Here is a 26521-nt window from a genome sequence, read left to right on the forward strand (position 1 = left end):
CTCAACTTTTCTTTTCGAGATGGTAGCGGGTCACGCGATCGACCTCGTTCTTCGAGCCGAGGAACACCGCGACGCGCTCATGCAGGCTCTTCGGCTGGATGTCGAGAATGCGCTTCTCGCCATTGGTTGCCGCGCCGCCAGCCTGCTCGACGATGAACGCCATCGGGTTCGCTTCGTACATCAGGCGCAGCTTGCCGGGCTTCGACGGGTCACGCTTGTCGGCCGGATACATGAAGATGCCGCCACGGTTCAGGATACGGTGCACGTCGGCGACCATCGATGCGATCCAGCGCATGTTGAAGTCCGACTGGCGCGGACCGTCCTTGCCTGCGTTCAGTTCGCCGATGTACTGCTGCACGGGCTCGAGCCAGTGACGCTGGTTCGACGCATTGATTGCGTATTCGCGCGTCTCGACAGGAATACGCATGTCGCTTTGCGTGAGCACCCAGGAGCCCAGTTCGCGGTCGAGCGTGAAGCAGTTCACGCCGTTGCCCGTGGTCAGCACCAGTACGGTTTGCGGGCCGTAGACCGCGTAGCCCGCCGCGACCTGCTGCGTGCCCTTTTGCAGGAACGACTGTTCCGTGGGCTGCTGGCCGTCAGGGCAGCGCAGCACCGAGAAGATCGTGCCGATCGACACGTTGACGTCGATGTTCGACGAGCCGTCGAGCGGGTCGAACACGAGCAGGTATTCGCCCTTCGGATAGTTCGCGGGAATCGGGAAGAACTGTTCCATCTCTTCCGATGCCATGCCGGCCAGGTTGCCGCCCCATTCGTTGGCTTCGAGCAGGATTTCGTTCGACAGGATGTCGAGCTTCTTCTGTACTTCGCCCTGCACGTTTTCGCTGCCGGCCGTGCCCAGCGCATCGCCGAGGGCGCCCTTGCTGACGTGATAACTGATGGCCTTGCACGCGCGCGCAACGACTTCGATCAGCAGGCGCAGATCGGCAGGCAGATTGTTGTTCTCGCGCTGCTGCTCGATCAGGTACTTCGTAAGGGTGGTACGACGTTGCAAAGACATTGCAGTACTCCGGAGAGGCTTGGGAATTCCCTGATTTTAACCTTTCGATGTGCGGGTTCCGTGACTTTAAAAAATCGCCGCCCGAAGCCGCGCTCCCGTCGTGCTTCCTGACGGGACGAATGCGTCAACGCGACGCCGCAACCCTGCGCGTCGCGGCCGCTGCGTCTTCGGCGGCTTTGAGCTGCTCGCGCGACAACTGCGGATGCCTGGGCCGGCGCGACGGCGGCAGCGGCTCGATTTCGCGCTTGATTTGTTCGCCCGATTCTGCAATTGCAACCCGCAGGTCGTACGCGATCTGAAGATTGAGCCAGAAGAGCGGGCTATTGTTGAAAAAGCACGACAGTCGCAGGGCGGTTTCCGACGAAATGGCCCGTTTGCCGCGCACGATGTCGTTGACGCGCGGCGCAGGCACGCGCAGCGCAATGGACAGCGCGTGGGCCGACATGCCGAGCGGTTCGAGAAACTCCTCGCGCAGGATGTCGCCAGGCGTTGCTTGTGGCATGCGTTCGCCGGTGGAAACGTCGGAGAAGTCGAGCTTGTCGAGTTCAGAGCGTTTGATGGCCATGATGGTTTCCCATGATTCAGTGATAGTCGACGATCTCGACATTGAGCGCGTCACCGTTGATGTACTGGAAGCAGATGCGCCACTGCGCGTTGATGCGGATGCTCCATTGCCCGCTGCGCGCGCCTTGCAGCAGTTCGAGCCGGTTGCCGGGCGGCACGAACATGTCGTTGATGTCCGCTGCGGCATCGATCAACAGGAGCTTGCGGCGCGCGGAGATCTGTACTTCAGGTGGCAGCGACCGCGCGAACACGCCGTTGAAGACGGCCGCCGTTTCTTTGTCGTTAAAGGTAGAGATCACGGGAAGTGTATAACGTGTCATGTTAAACGTAAACCATCAGATGAACACGTTCAGTGTGATCGCAACAGCGACGTGCAACTAGTCGGCAGAATGGCGTAGGAAAAATTGCATCGCGCCAAACAGGCGAAAAAAAGCCGGCACATGTGCCGGCTTTTGCATGCAGCGGAACCATCCAGACGATCAGGCCAGAGCCTTCTCTACAATTTCGCGCACGTCGCGGGATTTCGCCTGCGCGGCGACTTTTTCCAGCGCCGCGCGCATCTGGTCGCGCAGCGCAGGCGTGAAGCGGCGCCACAGTTCCAGCGCGCGGGCAAGGCGCGCCGCGACTTGCGGATTGAGCGCGTCGAGCGCGATCACCTGTTCGGCCCAGAACGCATAGCCCGAGCCGTCCGCCGCGTGGAACTGCGCCGGGTTCGCCGAGCAGAAGCTGAAGATCAGCGAGCGGGCGCGGTTCGGGTTCTTCAGCGTGAACGCGGGATGCGCCATCAGCTTGCGCACGATCTCGATCACAGGCCGTGCTTTCGTGCCGCGTTGCATCGCCTGCAGCGCGAACCACTTGTCGATCACGAGCGGCTCGTTCTCGAAGCGGCGATAGAAGTCGTCGAGCGCATCGGCGGCTGCCGCGCCGCCGTTCGACGCAGCCGCCGTCAGCAACGCGGATAGCGCCGCTGCCCGGTCCGTCATGTTGTTTGCCGCGTCGTACTGCGCCTTCGCGAGACGCACGGCGTCGGCGGGATCGTCGAGTTCGGCGAGATAGGCGAGCGCCAGATTCTTCAGCGCGCGGTGGCCGCCTGCTTCAGGCGTCGGTTCGTAGGCGCCCGGCGTCTGATGCCGTTCGTAAACCGCGAGCCAGTCGCCTTTGAGCGCCGACGCCAGACGCTTGCGCACGAACTGCCGCGCGCTGTGTACGGCGGCGGGATTCGATTCGTCCATCTGTTCGGCGAGATACGCTTCCGACGGCAGCATCAGCGCGAGCTCGCGGAACGCGGGCGACAGCGTCTCGTCGTTCAGCACGCGGCCGAACGCAGCGACGACGGTATCGTCCAGCTCCAGCGCCTTGCCCGTTGCCGCGTGCTCGGCGAGCGTCAGCAGCTCGCGCGTCGCGAGGCGCTGGCCGGCTTCCCAGCGGTTGAACGGATCGCTGTCGTGCGCGAGCAGGAACGCGAGTTCGTCGGCCGTGTAGTCGTATTCGACGACGACGGGCGCCGAGAAATTGCGCAGCAGCGACGGCAGCGGTTTTTCGGCCACATCGACGAACGTGAAGCTCTGTTCCTTCTCCGTGAATTCGAGCACGCGCGTGGTGTGCGGCGACGCCGACGCCTCGCCTTCGAGGCGCAGCGGCATGTCGTTGCCGTCCTCGCCGATCAGGCCGATCGCGAACGGAATCAGCAGCGGGCCCTTTTGCGTTTCGCGCGCGGCCGCGGCGGCATCGCCGTAGCCCTGCGTGAGCGTCACCGTGTAGCGCTTTTGCGATGCGTCATAGTGCGTGTCGACCGTGATGCGCGGCGTGCCGGCCTGGCTGTACCAGCGCTCGTACTGCGCGAGGTCGCGGCCGTTCGCGTCGGCCATTGCGTGACGGAAGTCGTCGCAGGTGACGGCCTGGCCGTCGTGGCGCTTGAAATACAGGTCCATGCCGCGCCGGAAGCCTTCGCGCCCGAACAGCGTCTGATACATCCGCACGACTTCCGAGCCCTTTTCATAGACGGTCATCGTGTAGAAGTTGTTGATCTCGACGTAGCTCTCCGGACGCACCGGGTGCGCCATCGGACCGGCATCTTCGGCGAACTGCATCTGACGCAGCACGCGCACGTCTTCGATACGCTTGGTCGCGCGTGCCGCCTGATTCTCGACCGCGCTGCCGCCGCTTGCCATGTCGGCGGAAAACTCCTGGTCGCGGAACACGGTTAGCCCTTCCTTCAGGCTCAGCTGGAACCAGTCGCGGCAGGTGACGCGGTTGCCCGTCCAGTTATGGAAGTACTCGTGGCCGACCACGGCTTCGATGTTGGAGAAGTCGGTGTCCGTCGCGGTTTCGGGATTGGCCAGCACATACTTCGTGTTGAAGATATTGAGGCCTTTGTTCTCCATCGCGCCCATGTTGAAGTCGCTCACGGCGACGATCATGAAGCGGTCCAGGTCGAGTTCCAGGCCGAAGCGCTCTTCGTCCCAGCGGATCGAGTGGATAAGGGAATCCATGGCGTGACGGGTCTTGTCGAGATCGTGCGGCTCGACCCAGACCTGCAGCAGCTTTTCCTTGCCCGAGCTCGACTTCACGCGTTCCTCCAGCGCGACCAGCTTGCCCGCGACGAGCGCGAACAGATAGCTCGGTTTCCTGAACGGATCCTCCCAGCGCGCGAAGTGGCGGCCGTCGGGCAGGTCGCCCTGTTCGAGCAGGTTGCCGTTGGACAGCAGCACCGGGTACGCGGCCTTGTCGGCGCGGAGCGTGACCGTGTAGGTCGCCATCACGTCCGGGCGGTCGAGGAACCACGTGATGCGCCGGAAGCCTTCGGCCTCGCATTGCGTGAAGAAGTTGCCGCTCGATACATACAGGCCGGACAGCGTCGTGTTCGCCGCGGCATTGCAGATGCCCGTCAGCGTCAGCTCGAACGAATCGGGCACGTTGTCGACGGTGAGGCCGTGTTCGTGCGCGTGGACATCGGCATACGGCTTGCCGTCGATCGACGCTTCGACGAACTGCAGTGCCTCGCCCATCAGTTCGAGATGGGTGGCGCGCACCGCGTCGGGATTGCGGCGGATGCGCATCGTATTCCTGACGACGGTACGCTCGGGCACGAGATCGAACTCGAGCGCGACGGTATCGATGAGAAAAGCGGGCGGCGCGTAGTCGGCGCGGCGGATCACTTGAGGCGTTTCGGTATCGGCCATGGTGTCGTGTGGGAATAAGCTCGAAGCCGGCGCGTTATGTACATACTGGCAGAGGTGCGCCGGGTGATCGGACCATTGTACAAAGCCTCGGCCGATCGTGCGGATAGAACTTTTTACCGTCTTGTCCGGTCAGCGTATTATCGGGCCGCTCGCGCGGCAGGCGCGAGCGACGATACCAACGAGGACGACCATGAAGCTCGACCGATTGACCCGCCACGCCGCACTCGTGCTCGCGGCGTTCGCCACGCTGCTGGCGGGCTGCACGACCTATGTGACGTCGCAGGTGACGGCCTTTTCCGACTGGAGCGGCAGCGACGCGACGCGCACCTACGCGTTCTCGCGCACGGCTGAGCAGAAGAACAGTCTCGAACAGGCCACCTACGAACAGATCGTCGCAAACGAACTCGCCACGCATGCGTTCCGGCAGACCGATGAGCGCGAAGCGCACTATCTGGTCGCGCTCGCCTATGGCATGCGCTCGGATACCGTGACGGTCTCGCAGCCCGCCTATTACTACAGCGCGTGGCCCGGTCCTTACTACTGGGGCCGTCCGTTCGACCCGTGGGGTCCATGGGGTCCGTGGGGCCCGTATTCGGGAGGCTATGTGAACCAGAGCTATCCCGTGTACACGCATCTGCTCGGCATCCGCATCACGGATCGCGCGACGGGCAAGGAACTCTACAACGTGACCGCGCGCAACACGGACGAGCAGTCTTCGCTGATTGCCGCGATGCCGTATCTTGCCCGCAGCGCGATGTCCGATTTCCCGTTGGGCAACGGCGTGGTGCGCACCGTCAAGCTGCCCGTCGACGGAAAGGGCGGAATCTCGAACGAAATGGCGGCGGGCAATGCCGCGCCGCCCGTGCCGGCCTCGGGTGTCAAGACCGTTCAATAAGCGCTTCCAGGAAGCGCCTTCCATGAAAAAACGGCCACATCGCGCAAGCGATGCGGCCGTTACCTTGACAGGGGCGAGTGCCGGATGACCCGGCCGACGGTCAGACGCCGATACCCATCAACGCCATCGCGCCGAGCACGACGAACATGACGGCAGCGATGCCGTGCACGAGCCTGGTCGGCAGTTTGTGCGCGAAGCGGTCGCCGAGCAGGATCGCCGGCACATTCGCGAGCATCATGCCGAGTGTCGTGCCCGCGACCACGCCGAAGAAGTCATGGAAGCGTGCGGCCAGCGCGACCGTGGCGATCTGCGTCTTGTCGCCCATTTCAGCGAGGAAGAACGTGACCACGGTTGCGCCGAACACGCCGAAGTGCGTGCGATTGGTATTCGCTTCGGCGTCGTCGAGCTTGTCGGGCACGAGAATCCACAAGCCCATGCCGATGAACGACGCCGCCAGCGCCCAGCGCATCACGGTCGGCGTGACGAGCGAGCCGAGCCATGCGCCGAGCGCGCCGGCGCCGGCATGATTGATCAGCGTCGCGACGAGGACACCGAGAATGATGGGCAGCGGCTTGCGGTAGCGGGCGGCGAGGACGAGTGACAGCAGTTGGGTCTTGTCGCCGATTTCAGCCAGCGCGACTGCGCCCGTCGAGATCAGAAAGGCTTGTTCCACGTTTTGATAGATTCCCCGGGCCGAGATGTGTGCGAGCGACGACCCACAACGCGCCGGGCCCTAAAGCGGCGGTGGTGGATCATCGGTCTCGCCAGGCCAGAGGCTGCGTCTGCCATGGCCATACGGCCAAGTCTGTTGACAGGCGCCCCCGCAGGTCACGCACGCTGCGCTCGCCGGCCAGAAGCTGGACCGTAGCGCGGGCATGACGCGGGGCGGCTACTCCCCAATGAGGGGCGGAGTATAGCACGGAGGCTTGCGCGAAAGCGAAGATTTCGCGTGACTTACGCACCCCTTTGGATTGCTTGCAGCAAGTCATTGCAAAATCAAGCGCGATTGTCGCTTTTTAACGGATTTGTCGCGCGCTGCCGACACGCAGGAGCGTTACAAACCGCGCGAATCTCTGGCATGCCAGCCGGTGCTCGGGCTGGGCGGAGGCCGGCCGGACGGGCCGCTGAAGGTGTGGGAACGCTTCCGTCGCGTGCAAGAGACGGATACAGATAGATACGTCTTTTCCGGCTGATTTCGGCCAGAATGCTCGGTATCATTTCGGGCGGTCTACGTAATGACCAGACGAAACCCCGTTTTGGCGTCCCGCCCCTAAATAATCACCGCTGCGTGCCGTTATTTGGGTGACTCCTTAAAATAAAAGTGGACTCACCGAACTGGCGTAGCGCCTCGCCTCGAAGTAGCGCGCTTCACGTGCTGTCGATGGCGAGCGCGCCTCTGGCGTCAGCAGCCTTCACGCGCGAACACCGATATGCCCGATCTGCACTGGACTATTCCGGTTGCTCGCTGGTCTTCCTGGCCTGCCGTCGCAGCCGCCGCACCCGATATTGGCTTTATCGAGCCGATGGTGCGGCGTCGCCTGAGCACGCTGTCGCGCATCGCGCTGAAAGTCGCGCATGACTGCGCCGCCGATCAGCCCAACGTGCGCATCGTGTTCGCGTCGCGCCACGGCGAGCTGCGCCGCACCACCGACATTCTGCGCAACATCAGCGCGGGCGAGCCCGTCTCGCCGACGGCATTCAGTCTTTCCGTGCTGAACGCGATGACGGGCGTGTTCGGCATTTCGCGCGGCGACCGCACGGCCGCGAGCGCGCTGTCCGCCGGTGCCGAGACGCTCGGCTACGCGCTGCTCGAAGCGCACGCGCAATACGCCACCAATCCCTCGACGCCCGTGCTGCTCGTCTACGCCGATGAACCGGCCGATCCCGGCTACGGCACGATCGAAGAGGAAGTGCAGGGCGGCGCGGTCGCGATCCTGCTGGACGAAGCAGCGGCGGGCCGTCTGTCCTGCTCGCGCACGGCCGTGGCCGACGGCAATGCGCCGCCCGAAGGCGCGGGTACTCTCTTTGCAACTCAAAGTCAGGCTGTGCATCACTGCCTCGACACGCATGCCGCTGCGCAATGGCGTGGCGAATACGCGGTCTGGGAATGGAGCTGGGATGAAGCCGTGGCTTGACTATCACTGGCGCCTCGTCGCGACGGCGCTTGCATTCACGGCGTTCGGCATCTGCGGACTCGGCTTTTCGCTGATCCTGTTTCCGATCGCGTGGATCTGGCCGGATCGCACGTCGAAGCAGCGCGCGATCACCGCGATCATTCACGCGTTCTTTCGCGCGCTCGTCGCCGTGCTGAAGTGGGCCGGCGTGATGGAGCTCGACACGCACGGCGTCGCTGCGCTGCGCCGCAAGCACAACGAGCCGGCCATCGTGGTCGCGAATCATCCGACGTGGCTCGACGTGATGGTGCTGCTGTCGCTGACGCCGCGCGCGTGCTGCGTCGTCAAGAGCGCGCACTGGAGCAACCCGTTTTTCTGGGGCGTCGTGCGCGCGGCCGAATATGTGAGCAACGCCGATCCGCTCGATCTCGTCGAAGCGGGCGCGCGGCAACTGCAGCGCGGCTACACGATGATCATTTTTCCGGAAGGCACGCGCAGCCCGGCGCGCAACCGGATGCATGCGTTTTCGCGCGGTTTCGCGCACATGGCGCTCAAGTCCGGCGCGCCGATCCTGCCGGTACTGATGGATTGCGATCCACCCGCATTTACCAAGGGCATGCGCTGGTACAACGTGCCCGAGCGTGCGTTCCGCATGCGCGTCAACGTGCTCGAGCCGCTCGGCGCAGATGCGCTCGCGGCGCACGACGAACCGCCCGCGCTGGCTGCTCGCACGGTGACGAGCGCCATCGAAGCACACATCACCCAGCATCTGTTCGACTATGGATTCTTTAAAGCTTGAAATTAAACAGCTTCTGATCGAAGCACTCGATCTGGAAGACCTGACGCCCGCCGACATCGACGACGACGCGCCGCTCTTCGATACCGACGGCGTCGGTCTCGATTCGATCGACGCGCTCGAAATCGGCATCGTGCTGCGCAAACACTACCAATTGACGATCGCGGCGAATGACGAACGCACGCGAGAGCACTTCCGCTCGATCAATTCGCTTGCAGCGCTGGTGGCGAGCCAGCGCGAGCTTGCGCATGAATCGGGCGACACCACAAAGAAAGGGGAATGACCGTGACCGACACCGAGATCCTTGAGCGCATCCGCGCCATCTTCAAAGAGAACTTCGCCATCGAGCCCGAACGCGTGACACCTGAAGCGCACCTGTTCGAAGAACTCGATCTGGACAGCATCGACGCCGTCGATCTCGCGATCAAGCTGCAGGAGATGACGGGCCGCCGGATCAAGCCCGAGGAGTTCAAGTCGGTGCGCACGGTCGGCGACGTGATCGCGGCTGTCGAGTCCTTGCTCGCGGCGCAGGGCTGATGCACGCGCAACGTTCGCACGCGCCGGGCGCCCCGGACGAAAGTCAGGCGCAGGCTGCAATGCCAGCGGCCGTGCAGCCAGCGAACGACGGCGAGCGCCCGCGTAGCTGGGCAAGCTTCGCGCTGGGTGTGCTCGCCAAGCTCGCGTATCCCGCCGTGATTCTGTGTGCGTGGTTCTGGGACGCGCCGCGCTTCGTCGGCTGCCTGCTGTTTGCGCTGTTGTGGCTGCAGCGCTGCGCCGGCACGGGCGCGTTCGGTGCGTCGCTGCGCAAGCTCACGCGGGTCGACTGGGCCGTGGCCTTCATGCTGAGCATCGCGTCCGCGGCCATCGTGTGGACCAATAGCGAACTGTTGCTGCGCATCTACCCGTCGCTGGTGAATCTCGGTTTGCTGATCGCGTTCGGCGTAACGCTCCTGCACGGCCCGACGATGGTCGAAAAATTCGCGCGCATCGGCACGCCCGATCTGAGCGAGCCGGCGATCCGCCACACGCGCCGCGTGACGCAGATCTGGTGCGCGTTCTTCCTCGCGAATGGCGTGTTCTCTCTCTACACGGCGCTCTACTGGCCGCGCGAAGCGTGGTCGCTGTATAACGGCGCGATCGCGTACGGTCTGATCGGTCTGCTGCTGGCGGGTGAAATTGCGTGGCGATATCTCGTGATCCTGCCGCGCGTGCGACGTTCGGAGGCGGCATGATCGCGCTGCACGAACTGCTGTCGTGCGAGCGCGCCGGGCACGTGCCCGTCTGTCGCGACGACGAGGCAAACGGGACCATCGATTTCGCCGCGTTTCGCGCGCGCGTTTTCGCCATCGCCTTGCAACTGCGTGAAACGCGGGCGCACCGCTACGCGCTGTGCATCGACGATCCATTCGATTTCGCTTGTGCGCTATTCGCGCTGTTCGCCTGCGGCAAGACGCCCGTGATTCCGGCGAACGCGACACCCGGCTATCTCGCCGATCTCGCCGACGCCTACGACGCCGTGCTCACCGACGCCGACGTCGGCGCGCATGCCGCCACGCGGGCATGCGCCGAAACGCCGTTAACCATCGATCCCGACGCGCCGCTCACGCTCTATACGTCGGGCAGCAGCGGCACGCCGAAGCCGATCCACAAGACGCTCGCGCAGTTCGACGCCGAAGTGCAGACGCTGGAGCGCGAGTGGGGCGGACTGGCCGGCGAGGCGACGATGCTCGCTAGCGTCCCGCATCATCACATCTACGGTTTGCTGTTTCGCGTCATGTGGCCGCTCGCGGCCGGCCGCGCGTTCGATCGCGCCGTCTGTATCGAGCCGCTGCAGGTGCAGTCGCGCATCGAGCAATGCGGTGCGGCCGTGGTCGTGTCGTCGCCCGCGCAATTGTCGCGCTGGCCCGCGATGCCCGGCTTCGCGGCATTGACGCCCGTGCCGCGCGCGTTCTTCTCGTCGGGCGGACCGCTTTCCGCAGAAGCGGCCGCGCAATACGCGGCCGCTTTCGGCAGCGCGCCCGTCGAAATCTACGGCAGCACGGAAACGGGCGGTATTGCGTGGCGACGTCAGAACGAGACGTCGGCATGGCAGCCTATGAATGGCGTCGACGTTCAGCGCGGTGAAGACGGGGCGCTGAAGGTGCGCTCGCCGCATCTGGGGCATGACGCCTGGCATCGCACCGACGACGCCATCGTGTTCGACGACGGCGGCCGCTTCCGGCTGCAAGGACGCCTCGATCGCGTGATCAAGCTCGATGGCAAGCGCGTGTCGCTGCCCGAAGTCGAGGCGCGTCTCGCGCTGCATCCGTACGTCGCGCAGGCGGCCGTGGTGCCGCTCGCGGGTGCGTCGCGCGAACGTCTGGGCGCGGTGGTCGCGCTCAACGATGCAGGCGGCGCGGCGTTACGCCACGAGGGGCGCGTCGCGCTCGCGAAGACCTTGCGCCGCCATCTCGCCGCCTACTTCGACGTGGTCGTGCTGCCGCGTCACTGGCGCTTTCGCATTGGGTTGCCGTTCGACGCGCGCGGCAAGCTGCCCGCCGCAGCCGTGGCCGCGGCTTTCGAGCCGCGCGACGACGGCTTCGAACTGCTGTCCGAAGCGCGTAACGGTGACGACGTCCACTACGAACTGCGCGTGCCGCCCACACTCGTTCATTTCGAAGGCCACTTTCCCGGCCTGCCGATTCTTCCCGGCGTCGTGCAGCTCGACTGGGCGATCCGCCTTGCCGCCGCGCACGTGACGGGCGTGCGCGAGATCGAATCCGTCGACCGCCTGAAGTTCACCGCGCCCGTGATGCCGGGCGCCGTGCTCGACCTGAAGCTGTCGCACGATGCCGCGCGGCGGCGCGTGCAGTTCGCGTATCGCGTCGAAGGCCGCGACAGTGCGTCGGGCGTGATCGTGTATCGGGAGCGCGCATGAGCGACGCAGGTTTCAGCGCGTGCATCGTCATTCCGATCTACAACCACAAGGACGCGATCGGCGGCACGGTCGAGCGTCTGGCCGTGCACGGCCTGCCCATCTTCGTCGTCGACGACGGCAGCGATGAAGCGACGCAAGCCGTGCTCGCGGAGCTCGCTTGCCAGCGTCGCGAGCAGATGACGCTGCTGCGGCTGCCCGTCAACGGCGGCAAGGGCGCGGCCGTGATGGCGGGACTGCGCGCGGCGAAGCGCGCCGGCTACACACACGCGTTGCAGATCGACGCGGACGGTCAGCACGACGCCAACGATGTGCCGCTTTTCCTCGCTGCCGCGCGCGCCGAGCCGGGCGCCGTGATTCTCGGGCGGCCGGTCTACGACGAGAGCGTGCCGAAGTCGCGTCTTTATGGCCGCTATCTGACGCATGTTTGGGTGTGGATCGAAACGCTGTCGCTGACGATCCGCGATTCGATGTGCGGCTTTCGTCTCTATCCGCTCGCAGCGGCGTGCGCGCTGATCGACAGCGTGGATCTGCCGACCCGCATGGACTTCGACATCGAGATTCTCGTGCGGCTGTACTGGCGGCGTCTCGCGTTCCGCGCCATTCCGACGCGCGTCACGTACGCGATGGACGGCGTGTCGCACTTCGACGTGTTGTGGGACAACGTGCGCATCAGCGCGAGTCATACGCGCCTCGTATGCGGCATGCTGTTGCGTCTGCCGCTGCTGCTCGCGCACAAGTTCATGCCGCGCAAGTCCGCCGCTTCGCATGGGAATGGCGACAACGCGAAATGGTGGCGCATGGCCGAGCGCGGCAGCCGCCTCGGCATGACGCTGCTTGCGCTCAGTTGCAAACTGTTCGGCATGCGCTTCACCGCATTGTGGCTGCATCCCATCGTCGCGTACTTTCTGATGACGGGCCGCGCCGCGCGCTCTGCGTCGCGCACGTATTTCACGCATCTCGAACAGGCTGCGCAAGGCGAGCGCACGCCGCGTCCGGGCTGGCGTTCCGCTTACCGGCAGATGCTGGCCTTCGCGCAATCGGGTCTCGACAAGCTCGCCGCCTGGTCGGGCCGCATCGATTCCAACGACGTGATCTTCGACGATTCGTCCGCGTTCGATGCGCTGGTCGCGAGCGGCCGCGGCGCGCTCGTGATCGGCGCGCATCTGGGCAACCTCGAAATGACGCGCGCGCTCGCCGCGAACGGCGGCCATGCGAAGGTCACGGCCATCGTGTACACCGAGCACGCGAAGCGCTTCAACAGCGTGCTCTCGACGGCGAACAGCGAGTTCGCGAAACGGCTCGTGCAGGTCAGCGACTTCGGACCCGAGACGTCGATGATGATGCAAGAGCGCATCGACGCGGGCGAACTGCTGGTGATCGTCGGCGACCGCGTGCCCGCGCGCGAGTCGGGCCGCACCACCGACGCGCAATTTCTCGGCGCGACGGCGCCGTTCGCGCAAGGGCCGTATGTGCTCGCACATGCGCTCGGCTGCCCGGTGTATCTGTTCTTCTGCCTGAAAGAGCGCGACGAGCGAAATCGCGAGCGTTACCGCCTGTACTTCGAGCCGTTCGCCGAGCGCATCGAACTGCCGCGCCGCGAACGCGCGCAGCATATCGCGGCCTGGGCGCAGCGCTATGCGTCGCGCCTCGAACACTATTGCCGCAAGGCGCCTTATCAATGGTTCAATTTCTTCGATTTCTGGGCGCGTCCCCGAAAGACGATAACGAGTGGCATCCCGCACGGAGACGCGAATGTCGGAACATGATCTGATCGACGAGACGCACGCGCGCGCCGCACGCACGGCAACGCCGCGTGCGGTGGTGGTCGGCGGGCGCAAGCTGTCGATCGAAGAGGTCGTCGCGATTGCGAAGGGGCGCGCCACTGTCGCGCTGAGCGGCGACCCGGCGTGGCGTTCGCGCATTCAGCGCGGCGCGGATTTTCTGCGCCGTCATCTCGCCGCGGGCGAAACGGTGTACGGCGTGAACACGGGCTATGGCGATGCGTGCGTCGTCGATGTGCCGATGGAACTCGTCGAAGCCTTGCCGCTGCAACTGACGCGCTATCACGGCTGCGGCATGGGCGCGTATCTCGACGACGCGCAAGCGCTCGCCGTGATCGCCGCGCGTCTGAACTCGCTGGCATACGGCTTTTCGGGCGTGCGGCCGGTGCTGCTGGAACGGCTCGCCGATCTGATCAACCATCGCGTGCTGCCGCGTATTCCTTCGGAAGGCTCGGTCGGCGCGAGCGGCGATCTGACGCCGCTGTCGTATGTGGCGGCTGCCCTCGTCGGCGAACGCGAGGTGATGTTCGACGGCACGCTGCGCGATGCCGCCGGCGTGTGGGCGCAGCTCGGCCACGCGCCGCTGACGCTCGCGCCGAAGGAAGGTCTCGCGCTGATGAACGGCACGGCCGTGATGACGGGCCTCGCGTGTCTCGCGTTTGCGCGTGCCGGACATCTCGCGCGTCTTGCGTCGCGTTTGACGGCGCTGTCGACGGTTGCGCTCGATGGGCGCGCCGCGCATTTCGACGCCATGATCTTCGAAGCGAAGCCGCACGCAGGCCAGGCCGAAGCCGCTGCATGGATACGCGCGGACCTGGCGGGCCGCGACGATACGCCGGGCCATCGCCTGCAGGATCGCTATTCGATCCGCTGCGCACCGCATGTGATCGGCGTGGCGGTCGATGCGTTGTCGTGGGTTCGGCGCGACGTCGAGAACGAACTGAACAGCGCGAACGACAATCCGCTGATCGACCCGGACGGCGAGCGCGTGTTGCACGGCGGAAACTTCTACGGCGGCCATATCGCGTTCGCGATGGACGCGTTGAAAACGGCCGTCGCCAATCTCGCGGATCTGATGGACCGGCAGCTTGCGCTGATCGTCGACGACAAGTTCAACAACGGCTTGCCGCGCAACCTGACGGGGGCGACCCCGGCGCGCGCGCCGATCAATCACGGTTTCAAGGCGGTGCAGATTTCGTCGTCGGCGTGGACGGCGGAAGCGCTGAAACATACGATGCCCGCCAGCGTTTTTTCGCGTTCGACGGAAGCGCACAACCAGGACAAGGTCAGCATGGGCACGATCGCCGCGCGCGATTGCCTGCGCGTGCTCGAACTGACGGAGCAGGTCGCAGCCGCGCATACGCTCGCCACCGTGCAGGCGCTGAAGTTGCGCGTGCGCATCAACGGTGAGACGAACGTGCCCGCGCCGCTGCGTGCATTCGCTCAAGAGGTGGCCGCGATGTCGCCGTTCGTCGACGAAGACCGTGCGCTCGAAAGCGATCTGCGCGCGTTGACGGCGCGCATTGCCGATTGCGCGCTGGTTGAAGGAGGCGCGCATCATGAATGAGCGCCACCAGGGCAAGACGTTGAAGGCGAGTGCAATCGTCGAAGTGCCGTTTCATGATGTCGACGCGATGAACGTCTGCTGGCATGGCCATTATCTGAAGTACTTCGAGATCGGCCGCGCCGCGTTGTTGCGCGCATTCGACTACGACTACCGCGAGATGCAGGCGTCGGGTTATCTGTGGCCGATCGTCGAGGCACATCTGAAGTACGTACGGCCCGCGACGTATGGGCAGCGCATCGACGTGCGCACGGAGCTGCTCGAATTCGAAAACCGCCTGAAAATAGGCTATGAAATCGTCGATTGCGCCACGGGCACGCGGCTGACGAAGGGCTACACGATCCAGGTCGCGATCGAGGCCGCGACGCAGGAAACGCAGTTCGTGTCGCCGCCTGTCGTGTTCGAAAAGCTGGAGCACGCATGGTCACGTTGACACTACGCGCCGCATTGATCGCTGCGTTGCTTGCCGTGGCGGGCGTGAATTCATACGCTGCGACACAGCAGACGCAGTCTCAGGCGCAGAACAGCAACGCCGCGCTCGTTTCGCAGGTCGCGTCCCGTCTCGCACAAACGAAGGGTGTACGCGCGCAGTTCACGCAGACGCAGACGCTGTCCGCCATGAAGCAGCCTTTGGTGAGCACGGGCACGCTCGTTTTCTTCCGGGAGCGCGGCGTGATCTGGCGCGTCGATACGCCGTACAAGGCGACGTATGTGATCACCGACGCAGGCGTGAGCGAAGTCGACGCGAACGGCAAGCGCGTCAATATGAAGAGCGCACAGGGTGTGCGTGGTGTCGCGCAAGTCTCGAAGATGATGCGCGCGATGCTGGGCGGCGATCTTTCCGCGCTCTATTCGCAGTTCGATGTCGACGCGCAGGGCACGCCGTCGCAATGGAAGCTCGAACTGAAGCCGAACCAGCCGCAGCTTGCGCAGTCCATCAAGGGCTTGCAGATGACGGGCGGCGAGTTCCTGCAGACGCTGCGTATCGCGCTGGCGAACGGCGACGTCACGCAGATCGAGTTCGCGAAGAGCGAAGCGATCAACGATCTCTCGCCCGGCGAGCGCACGCTGCTTGGAGCACAATGATGCTGATGGCGCGACAGTGGACCAAGACGCAGTTGTGGGGCATCCGGGCCGCATGGCTCGCGCTCGCGCTCGTCGCTTCGCTGTACTGCGTCTTCCGTTTCATGGGGCCGTCGCCGCTGGAGACGAATCTGCTCGCGCTGCTGCCCGCGACGGAAGCCGATCCCGTCGCTGAAAAAGCCGTCGATACGCTCGCCAACGCGCTCGGCGATCGCACGGTGTTTCTGGTGACGGACAAGGACGACGCGCGCGCAAAAGCGGCGGCGAAACAATTCGGCGCGGCGTTGCAGAAGAGCGGCGCGTTCGCGTCGGTGACGGCGGAGTTGCCGCCGTTCGACATGTCGCAGATCGGCGGCTTGTACATGCCGTATCGCTTCGGCCTGTTGACGCGCGAAGATCGCGACGCGATTGCCAGTAACACGGCGTCGCTGCACGATGCGCTGCTGCAGCGCCTCTACAACCCGGTGCGCGGCCCGCTCGCCACGCAACTCGCCGACGATCCCTTCGGCTGGCTCGAACACTTCCTGAGCGGCTTGCCGCTCGCCACCTCGAATCTCGATCTCGAAGACAACATGCTCGTCGCGCAGCGCGGCGACCTGACGAGCGTGCTCGTCGTCACGACCCTGCCCGGTTCCGCGTACGAATCGCAAACCCAGCGCGCGGTGCTGTCGGCCGTTGCGCAGGCGCAAGCGTCGCTGAAGACGGGTTACCCCGATGCGAGCATTGCGCGCACGGGCGCTGTGTTCTACGCGGAATCGGCGCGCAGCGCGTCGGAGCGCGAAGTGCATCTGATCGGCGTGGCGTCCGCGTGCGGCATCGCGCTGCTGATGTTGTGGGTGTTCCGTTCGCCGCGACTGTTGCTGTTCGGTTTCGTGTCGACGGCGCTCGGCATTGTTTGCGCGCTCGCCGTCACGATGCTGGTGTTCGGCAAGCTGCATCTGTTGACGCTCGTGTTCGGCGCGAGCCTGATCGGCGAGGCTGTCGACTACTCGATTCAATATTTCGTCGTCTACCTCGGCGCACAGCGTGGCTGGAACGCGCGGCAGGGCGCACGCTCGGTGCGGCCCGCGCTGACCGTTGCGCTTGCGACGAGCCTGCTCGGTTACGCGATCCTCGCGTGGGTGCCGTTCCCGGCGCTCAAGCAGATCGCGTGCTTTGCGATCGCCGGTATCTGCACGGCATTCGCGTCCGTGCTGTGGCTGCTGCCCGTGCTGCTCGTCAAGGGACCGAAGCACGCCCAGCGGCGCCTGTTCCTGCGCGCCGCGACACTGCTCGAACGCTGGCACGCGGTCATCGGCGGGCGGCGGGCGTGGATCGTCGCGGGCGTGCTCGTGCTGATCGCGATTCCCGGCTGGCTGCGCCTCACCAGTGACGACGACATCCATCTGCTGATCCAGCGCGATCCCGCGCTGGTCGCGCAGGAAGATCAGGTGCGCAATGCGATCGGCGTCGACAACACCGCGCAGTTCTTCGTCGTGCGCGGGCCGTCGCAGGAAACCGTGTTGCAGCGCGCGGAAGCGCTCGGCGCGAAGCTCGATGCGTTGAGCGGCGCGCAGGCCGTGAATGGCTGGCAATCGGTGACGCAATTCGTGCCGTCGGCGCAACGCCAGGCCGGCGCGCGCAACGTGCTCGCGCAGCACGTATTCGACGATCCCGCCGCGCTGCGTTCGATGCTGCTGCAGGCGGGCTTTCGCGACGAAGTCGCCGATGCCTGGCTCGCGGCTTACGCGAAATCGAATCCAGCGCCTTTGACGGTCGAGCGCTGGCTCGCCGCGCCCTGGTCGCAACCGTACCGTCATTTGTGGCTGGGTGCCGTGGACGCGCGCGGTGAGCATGGTTACGCCGCTATCGTGATTCCGCAGCGCGTGACGCCGCAAAACGTCGCCGCGTTGATCAAAGCTGCGCATTCCGTCGATGGCGTCGTGTTCGTCGACAAGGCCGCGAGCGTGTCGAAGCTGTTCGGCGCCTATCGCATCGACAGCGGCATCTGGCTCGCGGGCGCGCTGCTGCTCGTGCTGATTCTGCTGATGGTGCGCTACACGCCGCGCGGCGGCATCGCGACGACGCTGCCCGTGCTGCTCGCCATCGGCGTGACGCTCGCCGCGTTCGGCTACGCGCGCGTGCCGCTCAATCTGTTCAACTGCCTCGCGCTGATGCTCGTGCTCGGCGTCGGCGCAAACTATGCGGTATTCCTGCGCGAAGGCTGCCTGCGCGATCACGCCGATCTCGGCGCGGTGTGGACGGGCGTGCTGCTGTCGGCGGCGACCACGCTGCTGTCGTTCGGCATGCTCGGCTTGAGCGCGATGCCCGCATTGAAGAGTTTTGGCGCCACGCTGGCGCTCGGCATTCTCGTATCGGTGCTGCTTGCGCCGATCGGCATGCCGCCCGGAAGAAGGAGAGTTGCATGACGCTGCCCCCTGTTTATCTGCATGCGCTCGGCATGGTCAATGCGCTCGGTGGCGACGTCGCTTCGATCGTGCCCGCGCTCGAAGCCGCGCAATCGCCCGGCATGGGATTGATGCACACGGGCATCGGCGATCAGTTCGTCGGCCGCGTGTCGACGCCGCTCGATATCGCACCGCCCGCGGCGCTCAAACGCTTCGATTGCCGCAACAACCGCATGCTGCTTGCGGCGCTCGAACAGATTCGCCCGCAGATCGAGGCGGCGCGCGAGCGTTATGGCTCGCAGCGCATCGGCGTCGTGCTCGGCACGAGCACGTCGGGTATCGACGCGGCCGAGGTCGCCTTCGTGCACCAGGCGCAAGCGGGTGAGCTGCCCGACGACTTCAACTACCGGCAGATGGAGATCGGCACAGCCGCGCCATTCGCAGCCGCCGCGCTGAATGTGCTCGGGCCCGCGTTCACGATTTCGACGGCCTGCACGTCGAGCGCTAAAGCATTCGTGTCGGCGCGCCGTTTACTGCAGCTGGGCGTATGCGACGCGATGATCGTCGGCGGGGTCGATACGCTGTGCGAGTTGACGGTGCAGGGCTTCGCGTCGCTCGAATCGACCAGCGTCACGCGCACCAATCCAATGAGCCGCAACCGCAACGGCATCAACGTCGGCGAGGGCGCAGCCGTGTTCCTGATGACGCGCGACGAAGGCGAAGTGCGGCTGGCGGGCGCGGGCGAATCGAGCGACGCGCATCATGTGTCCGCGCCGGACCCGCAGGGCGTCGGCGGCGAACTGGCGCTGCGCGAGGCGTTGCGGGACGCGGGCGTCGAGGCGTCGGCGATTGCGTATGTGAATCTGCATGCGACAGCCACGCGCAAGAACGACGACATGGAAGCGCATCTGATGTCGCGCGTCTTCGCGCACGGCGTGCCCGCGAGCGGCACGAAGCCGCTCACGGGGCACCAGCTCGGCGCGGCGGGCGCCACGGAGCTCGGCTTTGCTTGGCTGATGCTCGCCCGCGACGACGTGGCGATGCCGCGTCATCAATGGGACGGCGAAGCCGATCCGGCGTTGCCCGAACTCGATCTCGTGCAGGACGAGCGGCGCATTCCACGCGACGGCGCGCACTACGTGATGAGCAATTCGTTCGCGTTCGGCGGCAGCAACGTCAGCCTGATCCTGGCGCGCTGAACCGCGCGAACGCACGCAGCAACGAACATAACGATATGACGGCCACACCTGAGACCAGCGAAGCCTTTCCCCCCATCGACACGATCCTGCCGCATCGCGGCACGATGCTGCTGGTCGACGGGGTGAGTGCGTGCGGCGACGAAGCATTGACGGCGTACGCGACCGTGCGCGGCGACGCATGGTACGCGGACGAAGACGGCGCGATGCCTGCATGGATCGGCATCGAGCTGATGGCGCAGGGCGTGGCCGCGCACGTGGCGCTGCTGGCGATGCGTGCGGGCGGCCGCGCGCGCCCCGGCGTGCTGCTCGGCACGCGCAGCTACCAGGCGCATGTGAGTGCGTTTGCGCGCGACGCGCGGCTGACGATCGACGTGCAGGAAGTGCTGCGCAGCGACGCAGGCCACAGCGCCTACGAATGCACGATCGATCACGACGGCACACGTTACGCGGACGCCGTCATCAAGGTCTATCAACCGGGCGATTTTCACACGTTCATCGAAGGGAGTATCAGTTCATGAGCCGGCGAGTTCTGGTTACGGGCGCCAGCCGCGGCATCGGCCGCGCGATTGCCTATCAACTGGCGGCGGATGGTTTCGCGGTGTCCGTTCATTGCCGCACGGGCCGCACGGAAGCCGAGGCCGTCACGGCGGGCATCGCGGCGCAGGGCGGCTCGGCGCGCGTGCTGCAGTTCGACGTGCGCGAGCGCGCCGTCTGCCGGGAAGTGCTCGAGGCGGATATCGCTGCACACGGCCCGTACTACGGCATCGTGTGCAGTGCGGGCGTGACGCGCGACGCGGCCTTTCCCGCGCTCACCGACGAAGACTGGGATGTCGTGATCGAAACGGGTCTCGACGCGTTCTATAACGTCGTGCATCCGTTGACCATGCCGATGGTCCGCGCGAAAAAGGGCGGCCGCATCGTGACGATCGCGTCGGTGTCGGGCGTGATGGGCAATCGCGGACAGGTCAACTACAGCGCGGCAAAAGCAGGGCTGATCGGCGCGACCAAGGCGCTCGCCGTCGAACTCGCGTCGCGCAGCATCACGGTCAACTGCGTGGCGCCGGGGCTGATCGAAACGGGCATGCTCGACGACATGCCGCTCGAACATGCATTGAAGACCGTGCCGATGAACCGCGTCGGGCAACCGGCTGAAGTCGCGGCGGCGGTCAGCTTCCTGATGTCGGATGCGGCGTCGTACGTGACGCGCCAGGTGATCGGCGTCAATGGCGGGATGATCTGATGAAGCGCGTCGTCGTTACGGGCATGGGTGGCGTCACGGCGCTCGGCAGCCGCTGGGACGAGATCGAAGCCGCGCTGAAGGCGGGCCGCAACGCAGTGCGGCGCATGCCGGAATGGGACTACTTCGAGTCGCTGCATACGCGTCTTGCGGCGCCGCTGCCCGCGTTCGTGCAACCCGCCGACTGGCCGCGCAAGAAGACGCGCGCAATGGGCGCGGTGTCGATGTACGCGGTGCGCGCGAGCGAACTGGCGCTCGCCGACGCGGGCCTCGCGAACGATGAATCGATCAAGGACGGCCGCATGGGCGTCGCGTACGGTTCGTCGTCGGGTTCGGTCGAACCGATCCGCGCCTTCGGCACGATGCTCGAAACGGGCTCGATGTCCAACGTCACATCGAACAGCTACGTGCAGATGATGCCGCACACCACGGCCGTCAACGTGAGCCTGTTCTGGGACCTGAAAGGCCGCATCGTGCCGACCTCGTCGGCGTGCGCGTCGGGCAGTCAGGCGATCGGCTACGCGTATGAAGCGATCGCGACGGGCAAGCAGACACTGATGCTCGCGGGCGGCGCGGAAGAACTGTCGGGGCCCGCTGTGGCTGTGTTCGATACGCTCTATGCGACCAGCACGCGCAACGACGAGCCGCATCTGACGCCGCGTCCGTTCGATGCGAAGCGCGACGGTCTGGTGGTCGGCGAGGGCGCGGCGACGCTCGTGCTCGAAGAGTACGAACATGCGAAGGCACGTGGCGCGACGATTCATGCGGAGATCGTCGGCTTTGGCTGCAATTCGGACGGCGCGCATATGACGCAGCCGACGGCGGCCACGATGGCGCGCGCGATGCAGCTCGCGCTGGAAGACGCAAAGCTCGACGCGCACGCGATTGCTTATGTGAATGCGCACGGCACGTCGACGGATCGCGGCGACGTCGCGGAAAGCCAGGCGACGGCGCAAACCTTTGGCGAGCGCATGCCGATTTCGTCGCTGAAGAGTTACGTCGGCCATACGCTCGGCGCGTGCGGCGCGCTCGAAGCGTGGTGGACGATCGAGATGATGAAGCGCAACTGGTACGCGCCGACGCTCAATCTCACGGAAGTCGATCCTGCGTGCGCGCCGCTCGATTACATCCGGGGCGAAGCGCGCAGCATCGACGCCGACTATGTGATGAGCAACAACTTCGCGTTTGGCGGCATCAATACGTCGCTGATTTTCAGGCGCATCCGATGAGGCGTTTGCCAGGGTCGCGAGGCTTGCAGCGGGTGGTCGTCACGGGCATGGGCATCGTGTCGTGCATCGGCAATACGCTCGACGACGTGAGCGACGCGTTGCGCGCGGGGCGCAGCGGCATCACGCGCATCGACGCGTGGCGTGAGCGCGGATTCGGCACGCAGGTCGCGGGCGTGGCGTCGGTGGCGGGGGAGCCGCCGTTCGAACGCAAGCTCGAACGCTTCATGGGCGACACGGCGCGCTTTGCCTGTCACGCGGCACGCAAGGCGATTGACGACGCGGGCCTCGATCTCGCGTTGCTGCGCTCGCCGGACGTCGGCGCCGTGATCGGCTCGGGCGTTGGCACGATGTCGGCGTACGACGAGGCGATGGCAGTCGCGCATGTGCGCGGCGTCGAGAAAACGCCGCCGTACACGGTGCCGCAGGCGATGAGCAGCACGGCGTCGGCGAATGTCGCGCAGGTGTTCGGCATCGAGGGCGTCACGTATTCGCCGTCGTCGGCTTGCACGACGTCGGCACTCGCGATCGGCCAGGCAATGCAGCTGATTCAGACGGGGCGTCAACAGATCGTTCTCGCGGGCGGCAGCGAATGCCTGCACGACAACATGACGCTGATGTTCGACGCGATGCACGCGTTGTCGCGCCATTTCAACGATACGCCCGCGCGCGCGTCGCGTCCGTACGATACCGCGCGCGACGGCTTCGTGATCGCATCGGGCGGCGGCGTGCTCGTGCTCGAAGCGCTCGACCATGCGCTGGCGCGCGGCGCGCGCATCTACGCGGAGGTGACGGGCTTTGGCCACGGCACCGATGGCGCGGGCATGGTGACGCCGCACGCGCACGGCATCGCGCGTGCGATGCAGGCGGCGCTAGACGAGGCGGAGACGCGCCCGGACTACCTGAACGCGCACGCACCATCGACACCGCTCGGCGATGTCGAAGAACTGCGCGCGCTACGAGCGGTGTTCGGTGATGACGTGCCGCCGTTTTCGTCGACGAAGGGTTTGACGGGGCATCCGCTCGGCGCATGCGGCGCGCACGAAGCGATCTACACGCTGCTGATGATGCGTGACGGCTTTATCGCAGGGACGGCGGGCGTCGAGCATCTCGAACCGCTCGCGCAGTCCATGCCGCTCGTGCAGGCGACGCGCGAAGCGCACGTGAATAGTGCGTTGTCGATGTCGTTCGGTTTTGGCGGCAGTTGCGCGAGCCTGATGTTCGCAAGGATTTGACCGCCGCCTGTCGGGCTCAATTACAGGCAAGCAGACAAGCGAAGCAAGCAGTAGTACGCAGAATAAACATTAAAAAGGGAATTCGAACAATGAAAACGAAAATCGCACTGGGGTTGGTGGCGGCCGTCGTGCTCACGCAGGCGGGTTGCACGACCAAAATCAAATCGCTGCCGATGCCGGCCGCGGTCAAGACGCAGAACGGACAAGACGTCGCGCTTTACTTCGGCGACCAGGCGCATGCGCCCGTCAAGCAGTCGTTCGGCAACAAGGAATTTGCCGTACGCGTGCTGCGCAAAGTGGAAAACAGCCCGGAGGCCAACTGCAGTATTGCGCTGGAAAAGGCCGTGCAGGAACTGCGTGACTATGCGCGCACGCAACACGCGAACGCCGTCGTCGACATCAGGACGCGCTTTCAGCATAACGAATCGGCCTCTTCGACCGAGTTCACCTGCGGCGCGAGCCTGAATGGATCGACGCTCGCGGTGCGCGGCGATGTCGTGATGCTCGAAACGCAATAACAATTCCAACCACGAGGGGAATCACCATGAAGCGTCACCTGATCTGTGCATCTGTCGTTGCCTGCGTCGCCTCGCACGCTTTTGCGCGCGACAGCGTCGAGAGCTATCCCGTCGCCGCCGCGCTTGCGAGCGAGCCGGGCAAAGTCGGCGACGATATCCCGCTGTATTTCGCGGGGCAGAAGCATCCGGGCGTCGTGAAGAGTTTCGGCGAGTTCGCGACGAACAAGAAGACCAACGCGTTCGGCAAGAGCGACGAGACGGCATGCCAGCACGTGTTCCTGTCGGCCGTGATCGAACTGCAGGATCGCGCGCGCAAGGAAGGCGGCAACGCCGTCATCAACATCAAGAGCAACTACAAGAACGAAGTGCGCGAGAGCGCAACGGAGTTCACCTGCGGTGCGGGCGCGGTGATTGCTGGCGTTGCGTTGAAGGGTGATGTGGTGACGCTGAAGAAGTAACGGTTTAGATGCTGTGGGCGGTTGCAGCGCCGATCTGCGATGCAGCCGCCCGATGCCGTCAATCGTTTTTGACGGCGGCGACGTTGACGAGCGTTTCGCGCCGCTTGCCGGGCTTCGGCGTGTAGATGTGCAGACGTTCGAGCAGGCCGAAGTCTCGGGCGCGGCTCCACCACAAATACGGCAGCGAGACGTTGTGCGCGCCGAACGTGAAGCCGCTGCGGCGGATCATGTCGAGGTAGCCGTCGGCGCTTTTCTGCACATGCATCGGATGACGGAACAGCAGGCGGATCACCCACGACTTGATGTACGCATCCGTCGATTCGGCGAACAGCAGCACGCCGCCCGGTTTCAGGACCCGGCGGAACTCGCCGAGCGCGCGTTCCTGCTCGACGAGATGATGGAAGGTTTGATGGCAGAACACGATGTCGGCGCTCGCGTCGGGCAGCGGCAGGTTCGCGCAGTCGCCGTGCAGCACGTCGATTGCGGTGGCGCGGGTGTCGGCATGCTGCCGGCAAACTTGCGCGGCCTGCCTGGCCAGTTCGAGCGACGGCTCATGAAAATCGATACCGATGATGTGTTGCGGCTTGAACGCTTGCGCGAGCAGCCGGAACGAAATGCCCTGTCCGCAGCCGACGTCGACGATGACGGGTGTAGCGGGTAGTGGCGTATCGATCAGGCGTTTGAGGTCGTTGATTGCGACGCGCAGCACGTGATGCTCCCACGTATGGGTGCGCAGGAACCAGACGCCGAACGCTGTTTCCGGTACGAAGGGTACGCCGTGCGGTACGTTGTTCGCTACGCGGCCCGTCACGCTGGATGATTCGGTGGACTGCACGTTATTCCCCGGTCGGTGATGGTCTTTAGCTGGTTTTTGATCTGGATATTTGTGCGACATTGTAATCGCTGGTAAGGATGGAAAGCGTTGCGTGCGCAATACGTTATGTGAAGGAAGATCAATGAATATGGATTCGTCGATGAATGCGTCGGTGGACGTGGCGATCGTCGGAGCGGGGCCGTCGGGTGCCGTTGCGGCGGCGCTGTTGCGCAAGGCGGGGCGTTCCGTGCTCGTGCTCGAGCGCCAGCACTTTCCGCGTTTCTCGATTGGCGAAAGCCTGTTGCCGCAGAGCATGGCTTACCTCGAAGAGGCGGGCATGCTTCAGGCCGTTGTCGAAGCGGGCTTTCAGTACAAGAACGGCGCGCACTTCGTGTATCGCGACCAGTCGTGCGCTTACGACTTTCGCGACAAGCATTCGGAAGGCTGGGGCACGACCTACCAGGTGGAGCGCGCGACGTTCGACGATCTGCTGATCCGCTGCGCGGTGCAGCAAGGTGCCGACGTGCGCTTTGGCCACACGGTGCACGCGATGAAGACGGGCGATGCGCCCGTGCTGGATGTATCTGACGAAGCGGGCAACGCGTATCGGGTGCAGGCGCGCTTCGTACTCGACGCCAGCGGCTTTGGGCGCGTGCTGCCGCGGTTGTTGAATCTCGAGGCGCCGACGCGCATGCCGACGCGTGCGGCCATCTTCACGCATGTGCGCGATGGCATTCCTGTCGACGCGCACGACCGCAACAAGATCACGGTGGCCGTGCATCCCGAGCATCGCGATGTGTGGTACTGGATGATTCCGTTGGCGAACGGGCGCTCGTCGGTGGGATGCGTGTCGGAGGCTGCGTTTCTCGATTTGCCCGAGGCCGAGCGTGAGGGGAAGCTGCGGGCGTTGATCCAGAGTGAGCCTACTTTGAATCGCCTGATCGGCAATGCGCCGTTTTTGATGCCTGTGCGGCATATTGGCGGGTATTCGGCGAATGTCGAGCGGCTGCATGGGCCGGGGTTTGCATTGCTCGGGAATGCGGGTGAGTTTTTGGACCCGGTGTTTTCATCGGGCGTGACGATTGCTTTGCGCTCCGCGCATCTTGCGGTTGGGACGCTTGTGCGTCAGTTTGCTGGCGAGTGTGTTGACTGGCAGTCTGCTTATGATGTTCCGCTGCGTAAGGGGATCGATACGTTTCGGGCTTTCGTCGAGCGCTGGTATACGGGCGAGTTGCAGGACATCATCTTCTATCCCGAACAGACGCCAGGGATTCGGCGCATGATCAGCGCCGTGCTGGCCGGGTATGCGTGGGATGAGACGAATCCTTTTGTTGCTGATCCTGGGCGTAGGTTGAATGCGTTGCATGAGGTGTGCAAGGTTTAGGGTTTGGGTTTGGTTTGGTTTTTGTCTGGCGACGTTGGGCGTTTGACTTTTCGCTCGCATCCGCGAATTGTTAGTGTGCTTCGCGCGTCGCGGTTTGGTGTTTTTAGTCTTTGCGCTGGCATCCGCGAATTGTTAGCGTGCTTCACGCG

General features: G+C 64.8%; 26 protein-coding genes and 1 riboswitch. Of the genes, 20 read left to right on the plus strand and 6 right to left on the minus strand.

Annotated features, from left to right (window positions below):
* Position 1: 1 nt before the first annotated feature.
* The 4 genes from C2L66_RS03850 to pepN all read right to left on the minus strand — a co-directional run bounded on the left by C2L66_RS03850 (position 2) and on the right by pepN (position 4764).
* On the minus strand, positions 2 to 1018 hold the full coding sequence (locus C2L66_RS03850) for a class 1 fructose-bisphosphatase (RefSeq protein ID WP_035989922.1): 1017 nt from the start codon (positions 1016 to 1018) through the stop codon (positions 2 to 4).
* A gap of 124 nt (positions 1019 to 1142) precedes the next feature.
* Positions 1143 to 1583: a HigA family addiction module antitoxin gene (locus C2L66_RS03855; protein WP_054934023.1), complete on the minus strand. Its 441-nt coding sequence runs from the start codon at positions 1581 to 1583 to the stop codon at positions 1143 to 1145.
* A gap of 16 nt (positions 1584 to 1599) precedes the next feature.
* Positions 1600 to 1902, minus strand: a complete 303-nt coding sequence (locus C2L66_RS03860; protein ID WP_060601904.1) for a type II toxin-antitoxin system RelE/ParE family toxin — start codon at positions 1900 to 1902, stop codon at positions 1600 to 1602.
* A gap of 159 nt (positions 1903 to 2061) precedes the next feature.
* A complete protein-coding gene (gene pepN / locus C2L66_RS03865; protein WP_060601901.1) occupies positions 2062 to 4764 on the minus strand; it encodes an aminopeptidase N in 2703 nt (900 codons plus the stop codon).
* A gap of 190 nt (positions 4765 to 4954) precedes the next feature.
* On the opposite strand from pepN, the gene C2L66_RS03870 reads away from it, so the two are divergent.
* Positions 4955 to 5659, plus strand: a complete 705-nt coding sequence (locus tag C2L66_RS03870; RefSeq protein ID WP_054934025.1) for a DUF4136 domain-containing protein — start codon at positions 4955 to 4957, stop codon at positions 5657 to 5659.
* A 100-nt stretch (positions 5660 to 5759) separates the two neighbouring features.
* Here the strand turns inward: C2L66_RS03870 and C2L66_RS03875 are convergent, their stop codons facing one another.
* Complete coding sequence (locus C2L66_RS03875) at positions 5760 to 6332, minus strand: TMEM165/GDT1 family protein (protein ID WP_054934026.1); 573 nt, start codon at positions 6330 to 6332, stop codon at positions 5760 to 5762.
* A 57-nt stretch (positions 6333 to 6389) separates the two neighbouring features.
* Positions 6390 to 6569: riboswitch (yybP-ykoY riboswitch) on the minus strand.
* Positions 6570 to 7089: 520 nt separating this feature from the next.
* On the opposite strand from C2L66_RS03875, the gene C2L66_RS03880 reads away from it, so the two are divergent.
* The 18 genes from C2L66_RS03880 (at position 7090) to C2L66_RS03965 (ending at position 24174) form a co-directional block, all read left to right on the plus strand.
* Positions 7090 to 7794: a beta-ketoacyl synthase chain length factor gene (locus C2L66_RS03880; protein ID WP_060601899.1), complete on the plus strand. Its 705-nt coding sequence runs from the start codon at positions 7090 to 7092 to the stop codon at positions 7792 to 7794.
* Positions 7778 to 8572, plus strand: coding sequence for a lysophospholipid acyltransferase family protein (locus C2L66_RS03885; RefSeq protein ID WP_060601893.1), 795 nt, complete (start codon positions 7778 to 7780; stop codon positions 8570 to 8572). The genes C2L66_RS03880 and C2L66_RS03885 overlap by 17 nt, the downstream gene beginning before the upstream one ends.
* Positions 8553 to 8852, plus strand: coding sequence for a phosphopantetheine-binding protein (locus tag C2L66_RS03890; RefSeq protein WP_035991241.1), 300 nt, complete (start codon positions 8553 to 8555; stop codon positions 8850 to 8852). Before C2L66_RS03885 ends, C2L66_RS03890 begins: the two co-directional genes overlap by 20 nt.
* A 2-nt stretch (positions 8853 to 8854) precedes the next feature.
* On the plus strand, positions 8855 to 9106 hold the full coding sequence (locus C2L66_RS03895) for an acyl carrier protein (protein WP_007578129.1): 252 nt from the start codon (positions 8855 to 8857) through the stop codon (positions 9104 to 9106).
* Positions 9106 to 9801, plus strand: a complete 696-nt coding sequence (locus C2L66_RS03900) for a COG4648 family protein (RefSeq protein WP_060601890.1) — start codon at positions 9106 to 9108, stop codon at positions 9799 to 9801. Before C2L66_RS03895 ends, C2L66_RS03900 begins: the two co-directional genes overlap by 1 nt.
* A complete protein-coding gene (locus C2L66_RS03905) occupies positions 9798 to 11486 on the plus strand; it encodes an AMP-binding protein (protein WP_060601887.1) in 1689 nt (562 codons plus the stop codon). Before C2L66_RS03900 ends, C2L66_RS03905 begins: the two co-directional genes overlap by 4 nt.
* Positions 11483 to 13252: a glycosyltransferase family 2 protein gene (locus tag C2L66_RS03910; RefSeq protein WP_060601885.1), complete on the plus strand. Its 1770-nt coding sequence runs from the start codon at positions 11483 to 11485 to the stop codon at positions 13250 to 13252. Before C2L66_RS03905 ends, C2L66_RS03910 begins: the two co-directional genes overlap by 4 nt.
* The gene (locus tag C2L66_RS03915) at positions 13239 to 14834 is read left to right on the plus strand and encodes an HAL/PAL/TAL family ammonia-lyase (RefSeq protein WP_060601883.1); all 1596 of its coding nucleotides are present in this window, start codon (positions 13239 to 13241) and stop codon (positions 14832 to 14834) included. Before C2L66_RS03910 ends, C2L66_RS03915 begins: the two co-directional genes overlap by 14 nt.
* The gene (locus C2L66_RS03920) at positions 14827 to 15264 is read left to right on the plus strand and encodes an acyl-CoA thioesterase (RefSeq protein ID WP_054934043.1); all 438 of its coding nucleotides are present in this window, start codon (positions 14827 to 14829) and stop codon (positions 15262 to 15264) included. Before C2L66_RS03915 ends, C2L66_RS03920 begins: the two co-directional genes overlap by 8 nt.
* Positions 15252 to 15917 carry an outer membrane lipoprotein carrier protein LolA gene (locus C2L66_RS03925; protein ID WP_060601880.1) on the plus strand — a complete coding sequence of 222 codons (666 nt, stop codon included), beginning with the start codon at positions 15252 to 15254 and terminating at the stop codon, positions 15915 to 15917. The genes C2L66_RS03920 and C2L66_RS03925 overlap by 13 nt, the downstream gene beginning before the upstream one ends.
* Positions 15917 to 18322, plus strand: a complete 2406-nt coding sequence (locus C2L66_RS03930; RefSeq protein WP_060602777.1) for an MMPL family transporter — start codon at positions 15917 to 15919, stop codon at positions 18320 to 18322. Before C2L66_RS03925 ends, C2L66_RS03930 begins: the two co-directional genes overlap by 1 nt.
* Positions 18319 to 19500: a beta-ketoacyl-[acyl-carrier-protein] synthase family protein gene (locus C2L66_RS03935; protein WP_054934034.1), complete on the plus strand. Its 1182-nt coding sequence runs from the start codon at positions 18319 to 18321 to the stop codon at positions 19498 to 19500. The genes C2L66_RS03930 and C2L66_RS03935 overlap by 4 nt, the downstream gene beginning before the upstream one ends.
* 35 nt (positions 19501 to 19535) lie before the next feature.
* Positions 19536 to 20018, plus strand: coding sequence for a hotdog family protein (locus C2L66_RS03940; protein WP_054934035.1), 483 nt, complete (start codon positions 19536 to 19538; stop codon positions 20016 to 20018).
* On the plus strand, positions 20015 to 20740 hold the full coding sequence (locus C2L66_RS03945; RefSeq protein ID WP_060601877.1) for a 3-ketoacyl-ACP reductase FabG2: 726 nt from the start codon (positions 20015 to 20017) through the stop codon (positions 20738 to 20740). Before C2L66_RS03940 ends, C2L66_RS03945 begins: the two co-directional genes overlap by 4 nt.
* Entirely contained in the window at positions 20740 to 21966 is a 1227-nt protein-coding gene (locus C2L66_RS03950; RefSeq protein WP_060601872.1) for a beta-ketoacyl-ACP synthase, read from the plus strand. The genes C2L66_RS03945 and C2L66_RS03950 overlap by 1 nt, the downstream gene beginning before the upstream one ends.
* Positions 21963 to 23198, plus strand: coding sequence for a beta-ketoacyl-[acyl-carrier-protein] synthase family protein (locus C2L66_RS03955; RefSeq protein ID WP_060601870.1), 1236 nt, complete (start codon positions 21963 to 21965; stop codon positions 23196 to 23198). The genes C2L66_RS03950 and C2L66_RS03955 overlap by 4 nt, the downstream gene beginning before the upstream one ends.
* 89 nt (positions 23199 to 23287) lie before the next feature.
* Positions 23288 to 23716: a hypothetical protein gene (locus C2L66_RS03960; protein WP_054934039.1), complete on the plus strand. Its 429-nt coding sequence runs from the start codon at positions 23288 to 23290 to the stop codon at positions 23714 to 23716.
* Between the two features lie 26 nt (positions 23717 to 23742).
* The gene (locus C2L66_RS03965) at positions 23743 to 24174 is read left to right on the plus strand and encodes a hypothetical protein (protein WP_054934040.1); all 432 of its coding nucleotides are present in this window, start codon (positions 23743 to 23745) and stop codon (positions 24172 to 24174) included.
* A gap of 58 nt (positions 24175 to 24232) precedes the next feature.
* On the opposite strand, the gene C2L66_RS03970 is transcribed toward C2L66_RS03965, so the two are convergent.
* A complete protein-coding gene (locus tag C2L66_RS03970; protein ID WP_082670355.1) occupies positions 24233 to 25009 on the minus strand; it encodes a class I SAM-dependent methyltransferase in 777 nt (258 codons plus the stop codon).
* 121 nt (positions 25010 to 25130) lie between these two features.
* Here C2L66_RS03970 and C2L66_RS03975 point away from each other — a divergent pair, with 121 nt between their 5' ends.
* Positions 25131 to 26372 (plus strand): NAD(P)/FAD-dependent oxidoreductase, encoded by a 1242-nt coding sequence (locus C2L66_RS03975; RefSeq protein ID WP_060601867.1) that lies wholly within the window; start codon positions 25131 to 25133, stop codon positions 26370 to 26372.
* The last annotated feature ends 149 nt before the right edge of the window (positions 26373 to 26521 follow it).

The sequence above is a fragment of the Paraburkholderia caribensis genome (genome assembly GCF_002902945.1).
Taxonomy (GTDB): Bacteria; Pseudomonadota; Gammaproteobacteria; order Burkholderiales; family Burkholderiaceae; genus Paraburkholderia; species Paraburkholderia caribensis.